The sequence below is a fragment of the Pseudomonas sp. C7.1 genome, assembly GCF_056312395.1.
Map to the genome: position 1 here is coordinate 317243 of NZ_JBWDTL010000002.1, position 17844 is coordinate 335086.

A 17844-nucleotide genomic window follows, 5' to 3' on the forward strand; every position below is an offset into this window, starting at 1 on the left:
CTATCGATCCTATCAATCATATGCCCTGTTTTTTTATAAAACAGGAGTTGGTCTAGATGTCTGATTTTTATTTTGTGCCGCGCATCTCTGGCGTTATCTGCTGGTGCTGTGTCGTGGGCGCTAAACAGGGGGTGGCATGTTTACCGGAATAATCGAAGCCATTGGCAGCATTCGCGCACTGACGCCCAAGGGCGGTGACGTGCGGGTGTATGTGGCGACCGGCAAGCTCGACCTCGCTGACGTCAAACTCGGTGACAGCATCGCGGTCAACGGCGTATGCCTGACTGCTGTGGAGTTGCCTGGTGATGGTTTCTGGGCTGATGTCAGCCGCGAAACCCTGGCGCACACCGCCTTTATCAGTTTGAAAGCCGGCAGCAAGGTCAATCTGGAAAAAGCCCTGACGCCCACCAGTCGCCTCGGTGGTCACCTGGTCAGTGGCCATGTCGACGGGGTCGGCGAGATCGTCGCCATGTCGGAAAATGCCCGTGCCTGGCAGTTCACCATTCGCGCGCCGCGTGAGTTGGCCAAGTACATCGCCCACAAAGGCTCGATCACGGTTGATGGCACCAGCCTGACCGTTAACTCGGTTAACGGCGCCGAATTCGAGCTGACCATCGTGCCGCACACCCTGGCCGAAACCATCATGGTCGATTACCGCCCTGGCCAGCAGGTCAACCTTGAGGTGGATCTGCTTGCCCGTTACCTGGAGCGCTTACTGCTCGGTGACAAGGCCGCCGAGCCGAAAGCCTCGGGCATGACAGAAAGTTTTCTCGCCGAACACGGCTACCTGAACACATAAGGAATCGCCCGAATGGCTCTTAACAGTATCGAAGAACTGGTCGAAGACATCCGCGCCGGCAAGATGGTCATCCTCATGGATGACGAAGACCGCGAGAACGAAGGTGATCTGATCATCGCCTCCGAGTGCGTGACTGCCGAGCACATCAACTTTATGGCGCGCTTTGCCCGTGGCCTGATCTGCATGCCGATGACCCGCGAGCGCTGCGAAACCCTCAAGTTGCCGCTGATGGCGCCGCGCAATGGTTCCGGTTTTGGCACCAAGTTCACCGTCTCCATCGAGGCGGCAGAAGGGGTGACCACTGGCATTTCTGCCGCTGACCGCGCGCGCACTGTGCAGGCCGCTGCGGCGAAAAACGCCAAAGCCGACGATATCGTCAGCCCCGGTCATATCTTCCCGCTGATGGCGCAAGCGGGCGGCGTACTGGCGCGTGCCGGCCACACCGAAGCAGCCTGCGACCTGGCACGTATGGGTGGTTTTGAGCCGAGCGGGGTGATCTGCGAAATCATGAACGACGACGGCACCATGGCGCGTCGCCCTGAGCTGGAAGTATTCGCTGCCGAGCACGGCATCAAGATCGGTACCATCGCAGACCTTATTCATTACCGCTTGATGCATGAGCGCACGGTTGAACGTGTCAGCGAGCAGGTGCTCGATACCGAGTTGGGTCAGTTCAATTTGGTGACCTATCGCGATGGCGTCGAGGATACGGCGCATATGGCCCTGACCTTAGGCACTGTGTGCGCTGAAGAGCCGACCCTGGTGCGGGTTCACAACATGGACCCGCTGCGCGATTTGTTTCTGGTCAATCAGCCGGGCCGTTGGAGCCTGCGTGCGGCCATGGCTGAAGTGGCCAAGGATGGCAGCGGCGTGGTGCTGCTGCTCGGCAATCCGCTCACCGGGCCTGAACTGCTGGCCCTCTTGGACCGGCAACAACCGGCCAGCCCGGCGACCTACAGCACTGTCGGCGCTGGCTCGCAGATCCTGCGTGACCTCGGGGTGCGCAAAATGCGCCTGATGAGTTCGCCGATGAAGTTCAATGCGATATCCGGTTTTGACCTGGAAGTTGTAGAATACCTGCCCTCCAAATAATCCCAAGGGTCGCCACTGGCGGCCCGGCTCTTTAAATAGACGAGACGCGTTATGACCCTGAAGACCATCGAAGGTACTTTTATCGCCCCCAAGGGCCGCTTTGCACTGGTCGTCGGCCGCTTTAACAGCTTCGTTGTCGAAAGCCTGGTAAGCGGCGCAGTTGACGCCCTGGTTCGCCATGGCGTGAGCGAAAGCGACATCACCATCATCCGCGCGCCGGGTGCCTTCGAGATCCCGTTGGTCGCGCAGAAAATCGCCCAGCGTGGCGATTTCGACGCCATCATCGCCCTCGGTGCGGTGATTCGTGGCGGCACTCCGCACTTCGAATACGTGGCTGGTGAATGCACCAAGGGCTTGGCCCAGGTGTCCATGGAGTTCGGCGTACCGGTTGCCTTCGGCGTGTTGACTGTTGACTCCATCGAGCAAGCCATTGAGCGTTCCGGCACTAAAGCCGGCAACAAAGGCGCGGAAGCTGCACTGTCCGCTCTGGAAATGGTCAGCCTGCTGGCGCAGTTGGAGGCCAAGTGAGCCAGGCCGACGGTAACGGGCAGCAGCCACAAGCGCCGAAAAAAGGCCCCAGCAGCAAAACCCTCGCGCGCCGTCAGGCGCGCACTCTGGCCATGCAGGCGCTGTACTCCTGGCATATGGCCGGGCAGCAGCTGAACGAAATCGAAGCGCAGTTTCGCGTCGATAACGATTTCACTGCGGTGGACGGTGCCTACTTTCACGAGATTCTGCATGGCGTGCCGCGTCAGAAAACCGAGATCGATGGCGCGTTCGAGTCGCTGCTTGACCGCCCACTGGATGAAATCGACCCGGTTGAACTGTCTATCCTACGTCTTTCGACCTACGAGCTGAAAAACCGCATCGATATCCCCTATCGCGTGGTGATCAACGAAGGCATCGAGCTGGCCAAGGTGTTTGGCGCCACTGACGGGCACAAGTTCGTCAACGGCGTGCTGGACAAACTGGCACCGCGCCTGCGCGCGGACGAAGTTCGCGCCAACAAGCGTTAAGCCTGTTTTGGGTGAGTTCGAGCTGATCCGTCACTACTTCGCCGCTGCGTCCTGTGCGCAAGCTGGCGAAGGTGTGGCATTAGGCATTGGCGACGACTGCGCCCTGTTGCAAGTGCCGGCTGGCGAGCAGCTGGCCATTTCTACTGACACCCTGGTTGCCGGGGTGCATTTCCCCGAATCGCCTGACCCGTTTCTGCTGGCGCAGCGTGCGCTGGCTGTATCGGTCAGCGATCTGGCCGCCATGGGCGCGACGCCTGTCGGCTTTACCCTTGCCTTGACCCTGCCCAGTGCCGAGCCAGAGTGGCTGCAGGCGTTTGCCCGTGGCCTGGATCAAATGGCGCAGCATTGCACGATTCGCCTGATCGGCGGCGATACCACCCGTGGTCCTTTGAGCCTCACCCTGAGCGTATTCGGCCGTGTGCCGACGGGCATGGCGCTGACCCGCCAGGGCGCGCAGGTCGGTGATCTGCTCTGTGTCGGCGGTGAGCTGGGCGATGCCGCTGGCGCTTTGCCGTTGGTGCTTGGCCAGCGCCAAGCCGATCCGGCAGTGGCCGAGCCGTTGCTGGCGCGCTACTGGTCGCCCATGCCGCAGCTTGAGCTGGGCCTGGCGCTACGGGGCAAAGCCACTGCGGCGTTGGATATTTCCGATGGGCTCCTGGCCGATTGTGGGCATATCGCCGCCGCCTCTGATGTGGCGTTAATCATCGAACAGGCTCAGGTGCCGCTGTCCGCCGCCTTGCTGGCATTTGCCGGAGAGTCGGCGGCGCGCCAATGTGCTTTAAGTGGTGGCGATGATTACCGCCTGGCCTTTACCCTACCGGTGGCCTATCTGGCGGATTTGCAGCAGGCTGGCTGGCCTGTGCGTGTTATTGGTCGTGTTGCGACCGGCCAGGGCGTTACTCTGTTGGACTCGCAAGGCCAGCCCGTGCAGCTGCCACGCAGCGGCTATCAACATTTTGGAAGTGCCAGTGACTGATCATCCCAAGCAGGTCCCCGCCGAGTTCGTGCCGCCTTCGGTCTGGCGCAACCCCTGGCATTTTCTCGCGTTCGGCTTTGGCTCCGGCACCTTGCCCAAAGCTCCCGGTACTTGGGGTTCGCTGGTGGCGCTGCCGTTTATCCCGCTGTTTCAGATGCTGCCGGACTGGGGCTACTGGCTGATGCTCGGCATCACCATGCTGTTTGGCTTTTGGCTGTGCGGCAAGGTGGCTGATGATCTGCGCGTGCATGACCATGAGGGCATTGTCTGGGACGAAATGGTCGGTATGTGGATCACCCTCTGGCTGGTGCCGGACGGTTGGGGCTGGTTGCTGCTAGGCTTTCTATTGTTCCGTGTGTTCGACATCCTCAAGCCTTGGCCGATTCGCTGGATTGATCGGCACGTGCATGGCGGTGTCGGCATCATGCTCGATGATGTGCTCGCCGGCGTCTTCGCCTGGATAGCCCTGCAGCTGATCGTCTGGGGCTGGGCTAATGGGTTGGCCGCTGGGTTGGGCTGGTAATCAGAAAAGGATCGCTAATGGACCGCTGTTGTCGGTGGTTGCTGTGGTCGGTAATCAGCTTGGCCGGTGGATTGGTATACGCCGCAGAGCCGGCGCAGGTCCGTATTGCCAGTGAAGTGTGGGAAGGGCACACCCATGCCGATGGCAGTGGCCTGGCCTGGGATATTTTTCGCACGGTATTCGAGCCTGTCGGCGTGCAGCTGGATATCCAGAGTGTGCCCTACACCCGCTCCATTGGCCTGGTGCAGCGCGGCGATGCCGATGCCTGGGCTGGCTCTTACCTTAACGAAGTCGAGCGGGGCGTGTTTTATCCGCGTTGGAACTACGACGCCGACCAGATTGTCGTGCTGGGCCTGCTGGACAAGCCGATCCCCAGTCTGGATTCGCTCGGCGAGTTCCGCCTGGTTTGGATGCGCGGCTATGAATATCAGCGTTATCTGCCAAATTTGCGCCAGTACCGCGAAGTGCAGCGCAATAGCGGTATCCTCGGCATGTTGGATTTGGGCCATGTGGATTTTTATCTCGATGCCCTGAGCGAGGTTGAGGCTGCGCTGAGCACGGCCAGTCAGCCTGATCGCTATCGCATTACCCCGTTGACCAAGCTGCCGATCTACCTGGGCTTTGCCGATACGCCGCGCGGCCGAACCCTGGCTGAGCTGTTCGACACGCGTATGGATAGCCTGGTGGCGGACGGCAGTCTGCGCCCGATTTTCCTGCACTGGCAGCAACCTTACCCGTTTGATTAACCTGTGTGAGACGTTCCATGTACGCCTTGAAAATACTGTTATTGAGCCTGCCACTGTTGCTTGGCAGTGGAGCGATGGCGGCCACTCAGGTGCGCGTTGTTGGCCTGTTTCCTGGTGCGGCGGTGTTGAATATCGAGGGGCAGCGCAAGCTGGTCAAAGTTGGCCAGGTTGGCCCAGGCGGCGTGGTGGTAGTCAGTGCCGGTAGCCGTGGCGCGGTGCTACGTGTCGACGGTGTTGAGCGCAGCTACAGCCTGAGTCGCGAGTACAGCGAAGGCTTTGCCGAAGCGCAGAAGAAGCAGCTCAGTGTAGCCAAAGGCATCGGCGGTCATTATTGGATAGCGGGTTCGGTGAATGGCCAGTCCATCCAGTTCCTGGTGGATACCGGGGCTACCTCGGTGGCCTTGAATGACGAGCATGCGCGCCGTCTGGGCATCGATTACCGAGTGATCGGTGCGCCCTTGCAGGTCAGCACTGCCAGTGGCACCGCGCGCGGCTGGCGCGTGACGCTGGACCGGGTAAAGATCGGCGAACTGGAAGTGCTGGGTGTCGAGGCCGTAGTGCTGGAAGGCGGCTCGCCTACCGAGGCCTTGCTTGGCATGAGCTTCCTTAGCCGCGTTGGCTGGAGGGTTGAGCAGGATGTGCTGGTGCTGGAGTCCAAGTACTAGCGCCTGGCTAACCTCGCGCTGGCTCGATCTTTATCATCAGTAATTCAGGCTAAGCGGCTGCCAGGGCCTGCTGTTACAATGCCGGCCTGATTTCCCCTGCCCATTTTCTTTAGGAGCATCCGGTGTCCGTAGTGTTTGTCGCCGCCTCCCAACTGCCTACGCCGTTTGGCGTGTTCACCATGCATGGCTTTCTCGAAACGGCCACAGGCAAGGAACATGTAGCCCTGACCTTTGGTGATGTGGCCGATGGCGCGCCCGTACTGGGCCGTTTGCACTCCGAATGCCTTACTGGCGATGCGCTGTTTAGCTTGCGCTGCGATTGTGGTTTCCAGCTCGAAGCGGCGCTGCGTGCGATTGCCAGTGAAGGTCGTGGCGTTTTGCTGTATCTGCGTCAGGAAGGCCGTGGTATTGGCCTGCTGAACAAGATCCGCGCCTATGAGTTGCAGGACGGTGGCGCCGATACCGTGGAGGCCAATGAGCGCCTAGGCTTCGGCGCTGACCAGCGTGACTACGCGATCTGCCTGCCGATGCTCGATCATCTGGGCATCAGCCAGCTCAAGCTGATGACCAACAACCCGCGCAAGGTTAAGGCGCTGGGTGATATGGGTATCAATGTGGCGATCCGTGTACCGCTGCAGATCGACCACAACCCGCACAACAAGAAATACCTCGCCACCAAGGCCGGCAAGCTTGGGCATATGCTCGGCAGCCTGCACCAGGGCGAGGTTGAGGAAAGCCTGTGACACGCGCTGAAGTGCGCCGGAGGTTGGCGCTGGAGTGGTGGCGGCAATTGGCCGTGACTCTGGTGCCGCTGTTTGTGCTCAACCTGCTGTTTGGCGCTGAGCAGAAAACCGGCCTGCTGACCATGCCACTGTTTATCGTCGCCCTGGCCTCAATGTTTGTCAGCCTGCCGCTGTTCAGCGTCTACAAACGCGCACTGGTGGCCACGGAAAAAGCCCTCGATACCGTAGATGAACACGATGCCTGGCTGGAGCTTGCGCGCGTGCGTCGCCTGGCCTTTCTCGGCGCGGCGCTGCCGGCCTGGATTGCCGCCATTGCGGTATTCGCTGGCCTGGAAGCGATTCCGCTGATCCTTCTGGCGATTTCCAGCATCGTCTTGCTGTATCTCTACCGCATTCCTCGCCAACTCGGCTGATGCGCCTATTCCCCCTCTGCTTGCTGCTCGCGCTGGCTTGGCCGGTAGCAGCAGTTGAGCGGGTGGTGACCCTGGCACCTTCTCTGACCGAAATCATGCTGGAGCTGGATGCGGGCGATCTGCTGGTCGGCCTGCTTGATGGTGGTGAGCGCCCGGCAGCGGTGGCGCAGCTGCCTTCGGTCGGTCGCTATGGCCAGCTGGAGCTGGAAAGCCTGCTCGAACTGCAGCCCGACCTGGTGCTGCTCTGGCCCGATAGCATCAGCAGCGCGCAACGCCAGCAGCTGCAGCGTATGGGGATTCCCCTGCTGATTGTGGCGCCGCGCAAACTGGCTGATCTGGCAGAAAATTTCGTTGAAATCGGCACGCGTATCGGTCGCGCCGAGCAAGGCCAGCAACTGCATCAGCAATTCAATCGCGGCCTGGCCGCGTTACGTCAGCGTTATCAGCGTGAACAGCCGTTGCGCCTGTTCTATCAAGTCTGGGATGCACCGCTGTATACCATCGGCGGCCAGCAGATTATCAGCGACGCCCTAGGTATCTGCGGGGCCGAGAATATCTTTGCCGAGCTTGCCTTGCCTGCACCGCAGGTCAGCGTGGAAGCGGTGCTGCAGCGTAATCCCGAGGTGATTCTGGCAGGCGTGCAAGGGCAGCTGGACGCCTGGCGCATCTGGCCTGGGGTAGCGGCAGTTGAACGTAAGCAGCTGTGGTTGGTGCCGGATGCCGGCCTGGAGCGGCCGAGTTTTCAGATGCTGGGGGCGCTCGAGCGGTTGTGTGAGGTGTTGAGCGACGCGCACTAAGAAGCCCCGCACTATGGCGGGGCTCTGTCTTGGGGGCAGTCTATTGAGCGCCTAGCTGATGACTCAAAGTTGAGGCGTCCAGGTCACGGCAAACAGTGCGGTACGTCCTTCGCTGTTGTAGCCGAAGCGTCCGTTGCTGGTGCTGTAAGTCGCCTCGGCATAATCCTTGTCGAAGAGGTTGTTCAGTTTCAGGTCGAGGGCCACTTCTTTGGTCGCTTGCCATGTGCCGCGCAGGCTAAGCAGGCCGTAACCACCCAGCTCACGGGTGTTGGCGGCGTCGTCATAGCGGCCGCTGACTACGCGCCAACTGGCACCCACGGCAAACTCACCCAATTGACGATCCAGGTCCAGGCTCAGCGTGCGTTTGGCACGGCGGGCGAGGGTGTGGCCAGTGCCGCGATCTCTTGGGTCGATCAAGGCGAGTGCCAGGCTGCCCTGCCAGCCGAAGAGTTCCTGCTTTAGCGCAGCGTCGAAGCCGTTGATGCGCGCGGTCTGTACGTTCTGCGGAATAAAGTTCTGGTCGAGAACAATCGCGTCTTGTAGATCAATGCGGTACAGCGATAGTTCCAGCGCACCGCTTTCGCTGTAACGGCTGCGCCACTGGGCTTCGTAGCTTTTAGATGTTTCTGGTTCGAGGTCGGGGTTCGCGCTGGCGGAGCAAAAACCGCCGAAACAGAAGTCGGGGTAATACAAGTCGTTGAAGGTCGGCGCGCGAAAGCCTTCGCTATAGGACAGGATCACATCATTGTTGTCATTGAGCGGCACAGTTAACGCAGCGTTCCAGGTGTTTTTACTGCCGAACTGCTGGTTCTTGTCATGGCGCAGCCCCAGCTCGGTCGAGAAGTAGTCGGCGTTGTAGCGGTGCTGAATAAATGCAGCTTGGTTCCAGCGCGAGTCCTCATTGAAGTCCTCGCTGCCATTCACACGATCCTCATACCAATCGGCACCTAGCAGCACTTGGTGGCGCTCGTTGAGGGTCAGGGTGTTCACCCAGTTGGCCGAGTCGCGGTAGGTATTAAAGCTGTAGAACGAAAATGCGTTGGCGTTTGGCTGGTCGTTGCCGGTGTCGCGCTTGTCCTCGCTGTGGCCGATTTCCAGGCGGCTATTCCAAGTCTCGTTGAGATTGCCATCGATGTAGCTGGACAGGCTGCTGAGCTGGAAGTCCGTAGTGGGCAATGAGGTGCTGAAGAGGTCCTCGAACTCGGCCTGGCCGCGTTGGTCGAGGGCGCTGAAGCCGATCTTCAGATCGTCATTGAAGCGGTGCGAGAGGTTCAAACTCAGCGATTTATTACGATAGGCATCGTCATCGCCGTTGGCGCCGAAGTTATCGCGTGTGGCGTCGATCCCCTGGCTTTCGTCGAGTGCGGCGCCCAGATTGAAGCGAGTTTGCGCATCGCCGCCGGACAGGCCAAGGCTGCGTTCGAAGGTCTGGTTGCTGCCGACGCCAAGGCGGACGTAGGGCTTGAGCCCGTCACCGCTGCCTTGGCGGGTGAAAATCTGCACGACGCCACCGATGGCATCCGAGCCATAGAGCGCCGAACGCGCGCCGCGTACGACTTCAACGCGCTCAATCTGCTCCGGGCTGAGGAACTCCAGGCTGCTGGTGCCGCTGGAGGCAGAGGCAATACGTTGGCCGTCTACCAGCACCAGAGTTTGCGCGGTCGAGGTGCCGCGTACAAACAGGCCGGTCTGGCTGCCCGCGCCGCCGGTACGGCTGACGCTGACGCCGGGCACGCGTTCAAGCAGCTCAGCAACGCTGCGCACTTGCAGGCGTTCGATATCCTGGCGAGTAAAAACCGTGGTGGCTGCGGTTGCCTGCTGGATTGGTTCGGCGTGCCGCCCGGAGGTCACAACCAATGGCTGCAATTGGAGTGGGTCAGCATGAGCAGCCAGCGGCAGCAGCGCCACAGCCAAGGCAATACGGGACAATTTCACGTAGAGAATCCTCAAAAGGTCGAACGACTTTTGAGGAGGGCAGGTGCAAGAACGGGCGCGCGGACGCAACCTGAGCTTGACGGTGATGCCCTCCGCAACACCAGTCACATCCAGCAAGGCCGGTCTCCGGGCTCTCGACGTGCGCCGCCTCGCCTTCCCGGGGTAACCCAGTGGCGTTGAGGCAGCGTGCAGAACGGGTCTGCGGTCGATTACCGTTGCGGGGGCAGCGCCGGAATGGTCCGTTATGGACTCACCGGCTTCCCGTTTAACGCCGCTTCACTGTGGAAGGGCGCACCTTGGCGGAAGTAAAACGCCGCGCACCTTAATGCGCGGGTGGATGAATTACAAGCAAGCCTGATTCAGCTCTGGATGAGCGGCGCTCATGCACAAAGGCTGGCGAGGCGCGCGCGGACGGCAGCTTCGATACCGGCGGCATCCAGCCCGCATTCGGCGAGCATTTGCGCCGGTTTTGCGTGTTCGACGTAGTAGTCAGGCAAGCCCAGATGCAGCACCGGCTTGAGGATGCCGGCCTGGGCGAGGAACTCGCTGACCGCGCTGCCAGCACCGCCCATCACGCTGTTCTCTTCGATGGTGACCAGCAGTTCGTGGCTGGCTGCCAGTTGGCGCACCAGGGCCGCGTCGAGGGGTTTGACGAAGCGCATATCGACTACGCTGGCGTCGAGTGCTTCGCCAACCTTAAGCGCCTCACTCAGCTGTACGCCGAATACCAGTAGGGCCGTTTTGCTGCCCTGGCGGCGAATGATGCCCTTACCGATTTCCAGTGGCTCCAGGCCTGGCTCAATGGCGGCATTCGGGCCGCTGCCACGCGGGTAGCGAACTGCCGCCGGGCCATTGAACAGGTGCCCGGTGGTGAGCATGCGGCGCAACTCGTTTTCATCGCTGGGCGTCATTACCAGCATGCCGGGGATGCAGCGCAGGTAGGCAATATCGAAGCTGCCGGCGTGGGTCGGACCGTCTTCGCCGACCAGGCCGGCGCGGTCGATGGCGAACAGCACATCGAGGTGCTGCACGGCCACGTCGTGGATCAGCTGGTCATAGGCGCGCTGCAGAAAAGTCGAGTAGATCGCCACCACCGGCTTGGCGCCATCGCAGGCCATGCCGGCGGCGAGGGTTACCGCATGCTGCTCAGCGATGGCTACATCGAAATAGCGCTCGGGATAACGTTCGCTAAAGGCCACCAGATCGGAGCCTTCCTTCATCGCCGGGGTGATGCCGACCAGGCGGGGATCTTCGGCGGCCATATCGCACAGCCACTGGCCAAAGACGCTGGAGTATTTCGGGCCGCTGGCTTGCTTGGGGGCGGCTGGCGCGTTGATCGGCTCCAGCTTGGTAATGGCGTGATAGCCAATCGGGTCGGCTTCGGCTGGCGCGAAGCCCTTGCCCTTCTTGGTCACCACATGCAGAAACTGCGGGCCGTCGAGGTCACGCATATTGCGCAGGGTGGCGAGCAGGGTCGGCAGGTCGTGGCCGTCAATGGGGCCGACGTAGTTCCAGCCCAGCTCCTCGAACAGGGTGCCTGGCACCAGCATGCCTTTGGCGTGTTCTTCGACCTTACGCGCGATCTCCCAGGCGCCGGGCAGGCTTGAGAGGATCTTCTTACTGCCCTCGCGCATGTTGGTGTAGGTGCGGCTGGAGATAATCTTGGCCAGGTAGTTGGACAGGCCGCCGACGTTCTTGGAGATCGACATGTCATTGTCGTTGAGGATCACCAGCATATTGGCGTTGACGTCGCTGGCGTGATTGAGCGCTTCAAAGGCCATGCCGGCGGTCAGTGCGCCGTCGCCGATCACCGCCACGGCCTTGCGCCGCGAACCCTGGATGCGCGCGGCGATGGCCATGCCCAGTGCCGCGCTGATACTGGTGCTGGAGTGGCCGACGCCAAAGGTGTCGTACTCGCTTTCCGAGCGGCGCGGGAAGGCGGCGATGCCATCCTTCTGCCGCAGGCTGCCCATCTGCTCGCGGCGGCCGGTAAGGATTTTATGCGGGTAGGCCTGATGGCCCACATCCCACACCAAGCGGTCATCCGGGGTGTCGAACACGTAATGCAGGGCCACGGTCAGCTCAATTACGCCCAGGCCCGCGCCGAAATGCCCGCCCGTCTGCCCCACCGTATACAGCAGGTATTGACGCAGCTCGTCGGCCAGGGTTTCCAGCTCGGCTTCGCCCAGACGGCGCAGCTCGTCCGGCGTATTGGCGCGGTCTAGCAGGGGCGTCAGCGGGCGTTCACGGGGGATCTCGTGGAAGGTCGTCGGCATCGTGCGGGTCGTTATAGGTGTAAAAGATGCGGCAGTTTACCTGAAAGTAGCCGCAAGCTTTAAGCAACAAGCGGCAAGCTGCGCAGGCTTTGCCCTACTGAAGAGGGGAATCAGCTGCGTCGTTCGACGATATAACGCGCCAGGTCGCGCAGTGGTTCGGCGGCCTGGTCGAACGGGCGCAGGGCGTGCAGGGCCTGATCGCGCAGTTCCAGGGCGTAGGCTTTGGCAGCGTCGAGGCCGAGCAGGGCCGGGTAGGTGGGTTTGTCGTGGGCCTGGTCCTTGCCCTGGGTCTTGCCCAGGGTGGCGGTGTCGCTTTCCACGTCGAGGATATCGTCCTGCACCTGGAAGGCCAGGCCGATGGCGCGGGCGTAGCTGTGCAGGGCCTTGAGGGCGTGGACGTCGGCCTGGCCGCTGGCGAGAGCGCCGAGCTGGACGCTGGCTTCGATCAAGGCGCCGGTCTTGTGCCGGTGCATGATTTCCAGGGCGTGCTGGTCGAGGGTCTGGCCGACTGAGCCGAGGTCGATGGCCTGGCCGCCGACCATGCCAGCCGGGCCAGCCGCGCGGGCCAGGGCGCTGAGCATGGCGAGGCGTAGCTCAGCGTCATGCGGGTTGTGCGTGGCATCGCTGAGCACTTCAAACGCCAGGCTTTGCAAGCCATCGCCGGCGAGAATCGCACAGGCTTCATCGAAGGCTATATGGGTGGTCGGCTGGCCGCGACGCAGGTCGTCATCGTCCATCGCCGGCAAATCGTCATGCACCAGGGAATAGGCGTGGATCAGCTCCACCGCACAGGCTGCCGCATTGGCGCGCTCAGGCGTACCGCCGAGGGCTTCGCAGGCGGCGTAGGCGAGTAGCGGGCGTACTCGTTTGCCGCCATTGAACAGGCTGTAGCGCATGGCGGCGTAAAGGCGTTCCAGCTCCGGGCGTGGGCTGCTCAGGAGGGCTTCCAATGCTGCATCGACGCGGCGTTGGCAGCTGCTCTGGTAGGCCGCAATCATGCCTGCTGGTCCGCGTCGAAGGGGGCTTCCTCCAGCTCGCCGTCGCGTTCCATCAGGATTTGCACTTTCTGCTCGGCCTGGGCCAGGGCGGCTTGGCAGTCGCGGGTCAGGCGCACGCCTTGCTCGAAGGCGGTTAGCGAATCTTCCAGCGACAGCTCGCCGTTTTCCAGACGCTCGACCAGGTTTTGCAGATCGGTCAGGGATTGCTCGAAGTCGAGCGCGGCTTTTTTGCGGGCGGCCATGGCGGATATCTCGGGGTGGATCGGGGAAGTGGAACCGGCGCGACACTAGCAGAGCCATGCCCTGTGGGCAAATTAGGGCCGGGTTGTCAGCCGATTACGCCATAACCCAGCGCCATCAGCACCGCCAGTAATGGGATGACCAGTAGCAGCAATAGCTCTAGGAGCCTGTCGGACTTTCTGACTCTTCCTTGCGCTGAAAGTATTCGCGACAATCAAGGCCCTGCAATCGAGAGCCCCGCTGATGAGCCGTTTTGTCCTTGCTGACCGAGACACTGCGTATTTACTACCGCCTTCGGTGAACGAGTGGTTGCCGGCGGATCACTTGGCGCGGTTCGTGGTCGAGGTCATCGAGCAACTCGATTTGAGCGAGCTGACTGGGCAGTATGCGGGGCGGGGTTCAGCTGCCCACCATCCGGCCGTGCTCCTGGGGCTGCTGATATACGGCTACGCCAATGGCGTGCACTCCAGCCGCAAGATCGAACGCGCGACCTATGACTCGGTAGCGTTCCGTTATCTGGCGGCCAACACCCACCCCGATCACGACACCTTGGCTACGTTCCGTCGACGTTTCCGGCAGCAGGTTGAATCGCTGTTCGTCCAGGTGCTGATGCTGGCGCGCGAGATGAAGCTGCTCAAGCTCGGTCATATCGCTCTCGACGGCACCAAGATCGAGGCCAACGCCAGTAAGCACAAGGCCTTGTCCTGGGCGCACGCCAACAAGATCGAGGCGCAGTTACGCCAGGAGGTCCAGCAGTTGCTGGCGCTGGCCGAGAACAGCGACTGCGCCGCCGTACCCGATGGCATGGATGTGCCGGCGGAGATTGCCCGGCGCGAAGATCGGCTCAGCGCGATAGCCCAGGCCAAAGCGAAGATCGAGCAACGTGCAGCTGAGCGACACGCCATTGAGCAACAGCAATTCGAGGCCAAGACGGCCAAGCGTGAGGCCCAGCGCAAGGCTGGAAAGAAACCACGCGGCAAGGATCCAGAACCGCCCGCAGCGGGCCCCAAAGACAGCGATCAAGTCAATCTGACCGATGAAGAGTCACGCATCATGCCCGTCTCCGGTGGCGGCTTCGAGCAGAGCTATAACGCTCAAGCCGGGGTCGACACCGAGACGATGCTGGTGGTCACACAGCATGTAACCCAGGCCTGCAACGACAAGCGCGAAGTGGTTCCCACGCTACAGCGCATAGCCACCTTGCCCGCCGAATTAGGCGAGGTGAAAAGCCTGATTGCGGACAGCGGCTTCTTCAGCCAGGCCAACGTGAGCGCCTGCCACGAAGCCAAGGTCGAACCGCTTCTGGCGCTCAAACGCGAGTCGCACCACACCCCGGTACTGGAGCGCTTTGCCACCGACTCGCCGCTACCACAGACGAGTAACCCAGTCGAACAGATGGCTCACCGACTGAGCACGCAAGAAGGTCGAGCGCTGTACAGGCTACGCAAACAGACGGTCGAACCGGTGTTTGGCATCATCAAGCGAGTGATGGGCTGGCGGCAGATGAGCATGCGCGGCCTGGCCAACGCCCAGGGCGAATGGAGCCTGGTGACCATGGCCTGGAACATCAAGCGTTTGCATGTGCTACGCGCGATGTAACGCGGCCGAAAAGTACGCCCACCCGCGTCCAGGCAGCTGCTCAGGTGCACGAACGGACCGCCTGGGTTCGCGATAGTCAACTCGGATGCTTAGAAAGAACGACCCCGAGCAATCAAAGACCTAAACCCGCGCTGTCATTCCTTTTCGGGTTAAGTCCGACAGGCTCCTAGGCGAATCGCCGTAATCACCAGGCGTGCCTTGGCTGGGCTGACCTGCGGCACTTCGCCGGCCTTGAGGCTGTTTCGCCAGTTGATGAAGACAAAGGTCGGCACCACGGAAATCAGCCCGACCAGAATAAACAGACCGACCTTGGCATGAAACAGGCTGTTGCCCAGGTAGTAGTCCAGGCCTTTGCCGTACCACAGCATCCGCGCCAGACCGGTGAACAGCACCACGCCAGCGCAGATGCCGTAGGCGATGTCGGTGATGATCAGGCTGCGCGCGCGGCGCAGGTCCAGCGGCAATTTGAATTGCACATGCTCGATACTGAGCAGGGCGAATAGCACGAAAATCGACAGGTAATGCAGGTAAGCGATAAGGGCGTGGCCCATAGTGGCGTCACTTTTTTGGAGTGGATAATCAGTTGGTGAATTCGACTCGGTTACGGCCATTGCCCTTGGCCTGATACAGCGCCTGATCGGCGCGGTTCATGGTGGCCGTTGGCGGTTCCTGAGGGGCGCCCAATGCCGCGCCGATGCTGATGGTCAGGTTGAGATGCAGCTCGTCGATGGTCACGGGTGCTTTGTTCAATGCGCTGCGAATGCGCTCGGCAATTTGCAGCAGCTCCTGCTGATCATGCACCGGCAGCAGCACTACGAACTCCTCGCCGCCGCTGCGTGTCACCACGTCCTGCGGGCGTACGGCGGCGCTGATGCGCCGCGCGGTTTCCCACAGCGCTTGATCGCCTGCGGCGTGGCCGTGGCTGTCGTTGACCTCCTTGAAGTAGTCGAGGTCGCAGAACAGCACGCCCAGTTGCCGGCCCAGGTCGTCAGCCTGCTGCTGTTGTCTGGGGAGAAAGTGGTTGAGGCCGGCGCGGTTCCACAGCTGAGTCAGCGGGTCGAGCATGGCTTTGCGCTGTTCGCGGCTCAGCGCGGCGCGCAATTGTGCGGTCTGCTCACTGTCGTTGCGTAGCTTCAGGTAGCCTTCCACCAGTGTGGCCATGTCGCTAAATAAGGATTGTTGCTTATCGGTGAGCTTATGCGGTACCGGATCGATCAGGCACAGCGTGCCCAGTGCAACGCCTTCCTTGGAGAACAATGGTTGCCCGGCATAAAAGCGGATATGTGGGTTGTTGATCACCAGCGGATTATCGTCAAAGCGCGGGTCGCTATGGGTATCTTCGATGATAAATGGCTGGGTGCCGAGAATGGCGTGGCCGCAGAACGAGATCGCGCGGGGTGTTTGGTCGGCATCCAGGCCGATGCGCGACTTGAACCACTGGCGGTCATGGTCGATCAGGCTGACCAATACGGTTTTGACCGCGAACACCTCACGTACCACCCGCACCAGGGTATCCAAGTAGGGGTCGGCGGGGGTGTCGAGTAAATCGTTATCGTCGAGGATGTGCTGGCGCAGCTCTTCATCGCTGGGTGTTTCAGGGCTGAGCATAGGGAGCTCCTGATTGAGTGGGGGCGAACCATTGATCGGCCTTAGTCAGGCGGTAAGCATAGCCACCCAGGCACAGGCTGCGCAGCCCCATAAAGGACAGAAATGCCAGCCACAGCCCCTGGTTGCCGAGCGGTTGCAGGGCCCAGGCCAGCGGCAAACTGAGCAGCAGGGCGAGGAGCATGGCGTCGCGCATTTCGCGGGCGCGGGTGGCGCCGATAAACAGGCCGTCGAGCAGGTAGCTCCACACCGCAATCAGCGGCAGCAGGGCGAGGTACGGCAGGTAGGCGAACGCCGCCTCGCGCACCACCGCTATGTTGGTTTGCAGGCTGATAAACCAGTGCCCACCGAGCAGGAAAAACAGCGCAAAGCCCAGGCTGGCGAGCAGCGACCAACCGCCTGCGACAATCAGCGTACGCCGCAGCGCACTGCGATCACGCGCGCCCAGCGCATGCCCGCAGAGTGCCTCCAGCGCATGGGCCAGGCCATCAAGGGCGTGGGCGGCGAGCAGCAGGCCGTTGAGCAGTAAGGCGTTGGCCGCCACAGTGGCATCGCCCAGGCGCGTGCCCTGCACGGTGATCAGAAAGAACACCGCCTGCAGCGCCAGGGTGCGGATAAAAATGTCGCGGTTAACCGCCAACAGCGGTCGCCAGCTCAGCCAGCGGCGCAGCGCCGGCCAGTCCAGCGTGCCGGCATAGGCGCGCAGGGCACGGCGCGCCAGGTACAGGCCGAGCAACGCGCCGCTCCACTCGGCAATCACCGAGGCCCAGGCTGCACCGGCGACGCCCCAGTGCAGGCCGAGGACAAACAACAGATCGAGGGCGACATTTAGCAGGTTGGTGGTCAGCAAAATCGCCAGCGGCCCGCGCGCGTTCTGTGTGCCAAGCAGCCAGCCGACCAGGGCGTAGGTGGCCAGCGCTGCGGGCAGGCCGAGCAGGCGGATATACAGGTAGCTACGCGCCAGCTCATCGAGCTGCGCCGCGGGTTGCATCAGCGCGAGTGCGGCGCTGCTCAGGGGAATGGCCAGGCTGATCAGCAGCACCGCCATTAGCACGCCAAGCAGCAACCCCTGCAGCAGCACCTGACGTAGCGCGCCGCCATCATTACGCCCGGCGGCCTGGGCTGCAAAGCCGGTGGTGCCCATACGCAGAAAACCCACCGCCCAGGTCAGTAGCGTGTACAGACTGCCGCCCACGGCCACGGCGGCCAGTTGGTGGGCGTAGGGTAGATGGCCGATCACCGCGCTGTCGACCAGTGCCACCAGCGGCACCGAGAGGTTGCAGAGGATCATCGGCGCAGCCAGTGCCCACACCCGTTGATGGGTTGGCCTGTGCTGCCAGGCATCGCGTACGGCGGTTATCACATGCACTCTCAAACTTGATTTTGGGTACCTGCAACGAAATGCGCTGGCGCGTGTCACA

At 61.7% G+C, this 17844-nt stretch carries 19 protein-coding genes and 1 riboswitch; of the genes, 12 read left to right on the top strand and 7 right to left on the bottom strand.

The features are described from left to right. The first annotated feature begins 136 nt into the window (after positions 1 to 136). The 11 genes from AC0T4W_RS02725 (at position 137) to AC0T4W_RS02775 (ending at position 7770) form a co-directional block, all read left to right on the top strand. A complete protein-coding gene (locus tag AC0T4W_RS02725; protein ID WP_476315752.1) occupies positions 137 to 799 on the top strand; it encodes a riboflavin synthase in 663 nt (220 codons plus the stop codon). A gap of 12 nt (positions 800 to 811) precedes the next feature. After that, positions 812 to 1891 (top strand): bifunctional 3,4-dihydroxy-2-butanone-4-phosphate synthase/GTP cyclohydrolase II, encoded by a 1080-nt coding sequence (ribBA, locus tag AC0T4W_RS02730; RefSeq protein ID WP_476315754.1) that lies wholly within the window; start codon positions 812 to 814, stop codon positions 1889 to 1891. Positions 1892 to 1942: 51 nt separating this feature from the next. Next, positions 1943 to 2419: a 6,7-dimethyl-8-ribityllumazine synthase gene (ribH, locus tag AC0T4W_RS02735; RefSeq protein ID WP_476315757.1), complete on the top strand. Its 477-nt coding sequence runs from the start codon at positions 1943 to 1945 to the stop codon at positions 2417 to 2419. After that, positions 2416 to 2907, top strand: a complete 492-nt coding sequence (gene nusB, locus AC0T4W_RS02740) for a transcription antitermination factor NusB (protein WP_476315759.1) — start codon at positions 2416 to 2418, stop codon at positions 2905 to 2907. Before ribH ends, nusB begins: the two co-directional genes overlap by 4 nt. A 7-nt stretch (positions 2908 to 2914) precedes the next feature. Beyond that, entirely contained in the window at positions 2915 to 3883 is a 969-nt protein-coding gene (gene thiL, locus AC0T4W_RS02745) for a thiamine-phosphate kinase (protein ID WP_476315762.1), read from the top strand. Then, positions 3876 to 4406 (top strand): phosphatidylglycerophosphatase A family protein, encoded by a 531-nt coding sequence (locus tag AC0T4W_RS02750; RefSeq protein ID WP_476315764.1) that lies wholly within the window; start codon positions 3876 to 3878, stop codon positions 4404 to 4406. Before thiL ends, AC0T4W_RS02750 begins: the two co-directional genes overlap by 8 nt. 17 nt (positions 4407 to 4423) lie before the next feature. Continuing rightward, a complete protein-coding gene (locus tag AC0T4W_RS02755) occupies positions 4424 to 5152 on the top strand; it encodes a substrate-binding periplasmic protein (RefSeq protein WP_476315766.1) in 729 nt (242 codons plus the stop codon). A gap of 17 nt (positions 5153 to 5169) precedes the next feature. Beyond that, on the top strand, positions 5170 to 5817 hold the full coding sequence (locus AC0T4W_RS02760) for a retropepsin-like aspartic protease family protein (RefSeq protein WP_476315768.1): 648 nt from the start codon (positions 5170 to 5172) through the stop codon (positions 5815 to 5817). Positions 5818 to 5939: 122 nt separating this feature from the next. Continuing rightward, positions 5940 to 6560 carry a GTP cyclohydrolase II gene (ribA, locus tag AC0T4W_RS02765; RefSeq protein ID WP_476315770.1) on the top strand — a complete coding sequence of 207 codons (621 nt, stop codon included), beginning with the start codon at positions 5940 to 5942 and terminating at the stop codon, positions 6558 to 6560. Continuing rightward, positions 6557 to 6973 carry an MFS transporter gene (locus AC0T4W_RS02770; RefSeq protein ID WP_476315772.1) on the top strand — a complete coding sequence of 139 codons (417 nt, stop codon included), beginning with the start codon at positions 6557 to 6559 and terminating at the stop codon, positions 6971 to 6973. Before ribA ends, AC0T4W_RS02770 begins: the two co-directional genes overlap by 4 nt. Beyond that, on the top strand, positions 6973 to 7770 hold the full coding sequence (locus AC0T4W_RS02775; RefSeq protein ID WP_476315774.1) for a cobalamin-binding protein: 798 nt from the start codon (positions 6973 to 6975) through the stop codon (positions 7768 to 7770). The genes AC0T4W_RS02770 and AC0T4W_RS02775 overlap by 1 nt, the downstream gene beginning before the upstream one ends. Before the next feature lie 63 nt (positions 7771 to 7833). Here AC0T4W_RS02775 and AC0T4W_RS02780 read toward each other — a convergent pair whose 3' ends face one another. The 4 genes from AC0T4W_RS02780 to AC0T4W_RS02795 form a co-directional block, all read right to left on the bottom strand. Then, positions 7834 to 9705 carry a TonB-dependent receptor domain-containing protein gene (locus AC0T4W_RS02780; protein WP_476315776.1) on the bottom strand — a complete coding sequence of 624 codons (1872 nt, stop codon included), beginning with the start codon at positions 9703 to 9705 and terminating at the stop codon, positions 7834 to 7836. Between the two features lie 100 nt (positions 9706 to 9805). Continuing rightward, a riboswitch (cobalamin riboswitch) is annotated at positions 9806 to 10019 on the bottom strand. A gap of 66 nt (positions 10020 to 10085) precedes the next feature. Then, entirely contained in the window at positions 10086 to 11981 is a 1896-nt protein-coding gene (gene dxs, locus AC0T4W_RS02785) for a 1-deoxy-D-xylulose-5-phosphate synthase (RefSeq protein ID WP_476315778.1), read from the bottom strand. A gap of 110 nt (positions 11982 to 12091) precedes the next feature. Further along, entirely contained in the window at positions 12092 to 12979 is an 888-nt protein-coding gene (ispA, locus tag AC0T4W_RS02790; RefSeq protein ID WP_476315781.1) for a (2E,6E)-farnesyl diphosphate synthase, read from the bottom strand. Beyond that, positions 12976 to 13221, bottom strand: a complete 246-nt coding sequence (locus AC0T4W_RS02795; protein WP_090255704.1) for an exodeoxyribonuclease VII small subunit — start codon at positions 13219 to 13221, stop codon at positions 12976 to 12978. Before AC0T4W_RS02795 ends, ispA begins: the two co-directional genes overlap by 4 nt. Positions 13222 to 13462: 241 nt before the next feature. On the opposite strand from AC0T4W_RS02795, the gene AC0T4W_RS02800 reads away from it, so the two are divergent. Then, positions 13463 to 14818, top strand: coding sequence for an IS1182 family transposase (locus tag AC0T4W_RS02800; RefSeq protein ID WP_476315485.1), 1356 nt, complete (start codon positions 13463 to 13465; stop codon positions 14816 to 14818). A 149-nt stretch (positions 14819 to 14967) separates the two neighbouring features. Here the strand turns inward: AC0T4W_RS02800 and AC0T4W_RS02805 are convergent, their stop codons facing one another. From AC0T4W_RS02805 to AC0T4W_RS02815, 3 genes are read right to left on the bottom strand one after another with little or no spacing between them, the layout of a single operon-like run. After that, positions 14968 to 15369 carry a DUF2214 family protein gene (locus AC0T4W_RS02805; RefSeq protein WP_476315784.1) on the bottom strand — a complete coding sequence of 134 codons (402 nt, stop codon included), beginning with the start codon at positions 15367 to 15369 and terminating at the stop codon, positions 14968 to 14970. Between the two features lie 28 nt (positions 15370 to 15397). Next, on the bottom strand, positions 15398 to 16426 hold the full coding sequence (locus AC0T4W_RS02810) for a sensor domain-containing diguanylate cyclase (RefSeq protein WP_476315787.1): 1029 nt from the start codon (positions 16424 to 16426) through the stop codon (positions 15398 to 15400). Further along, positions 16413 to 17783, bottom strand: coding sequence for an MATE family efflux transporter (locus tag AC0T4W_RS02815; protein WP_476316069.1), 1371 nt, complete (start codon positions 17781 to 17783; stop codon positions 16413 to 16415). The genes AC0T4W_RS02810 and AC0T4W_RS02815 overlap by 14 nt, the downstream gene beginning before the upstream one ends. Between the last annotated feature and the right edge of the window lie 61 nt (positions 17784 to 17844).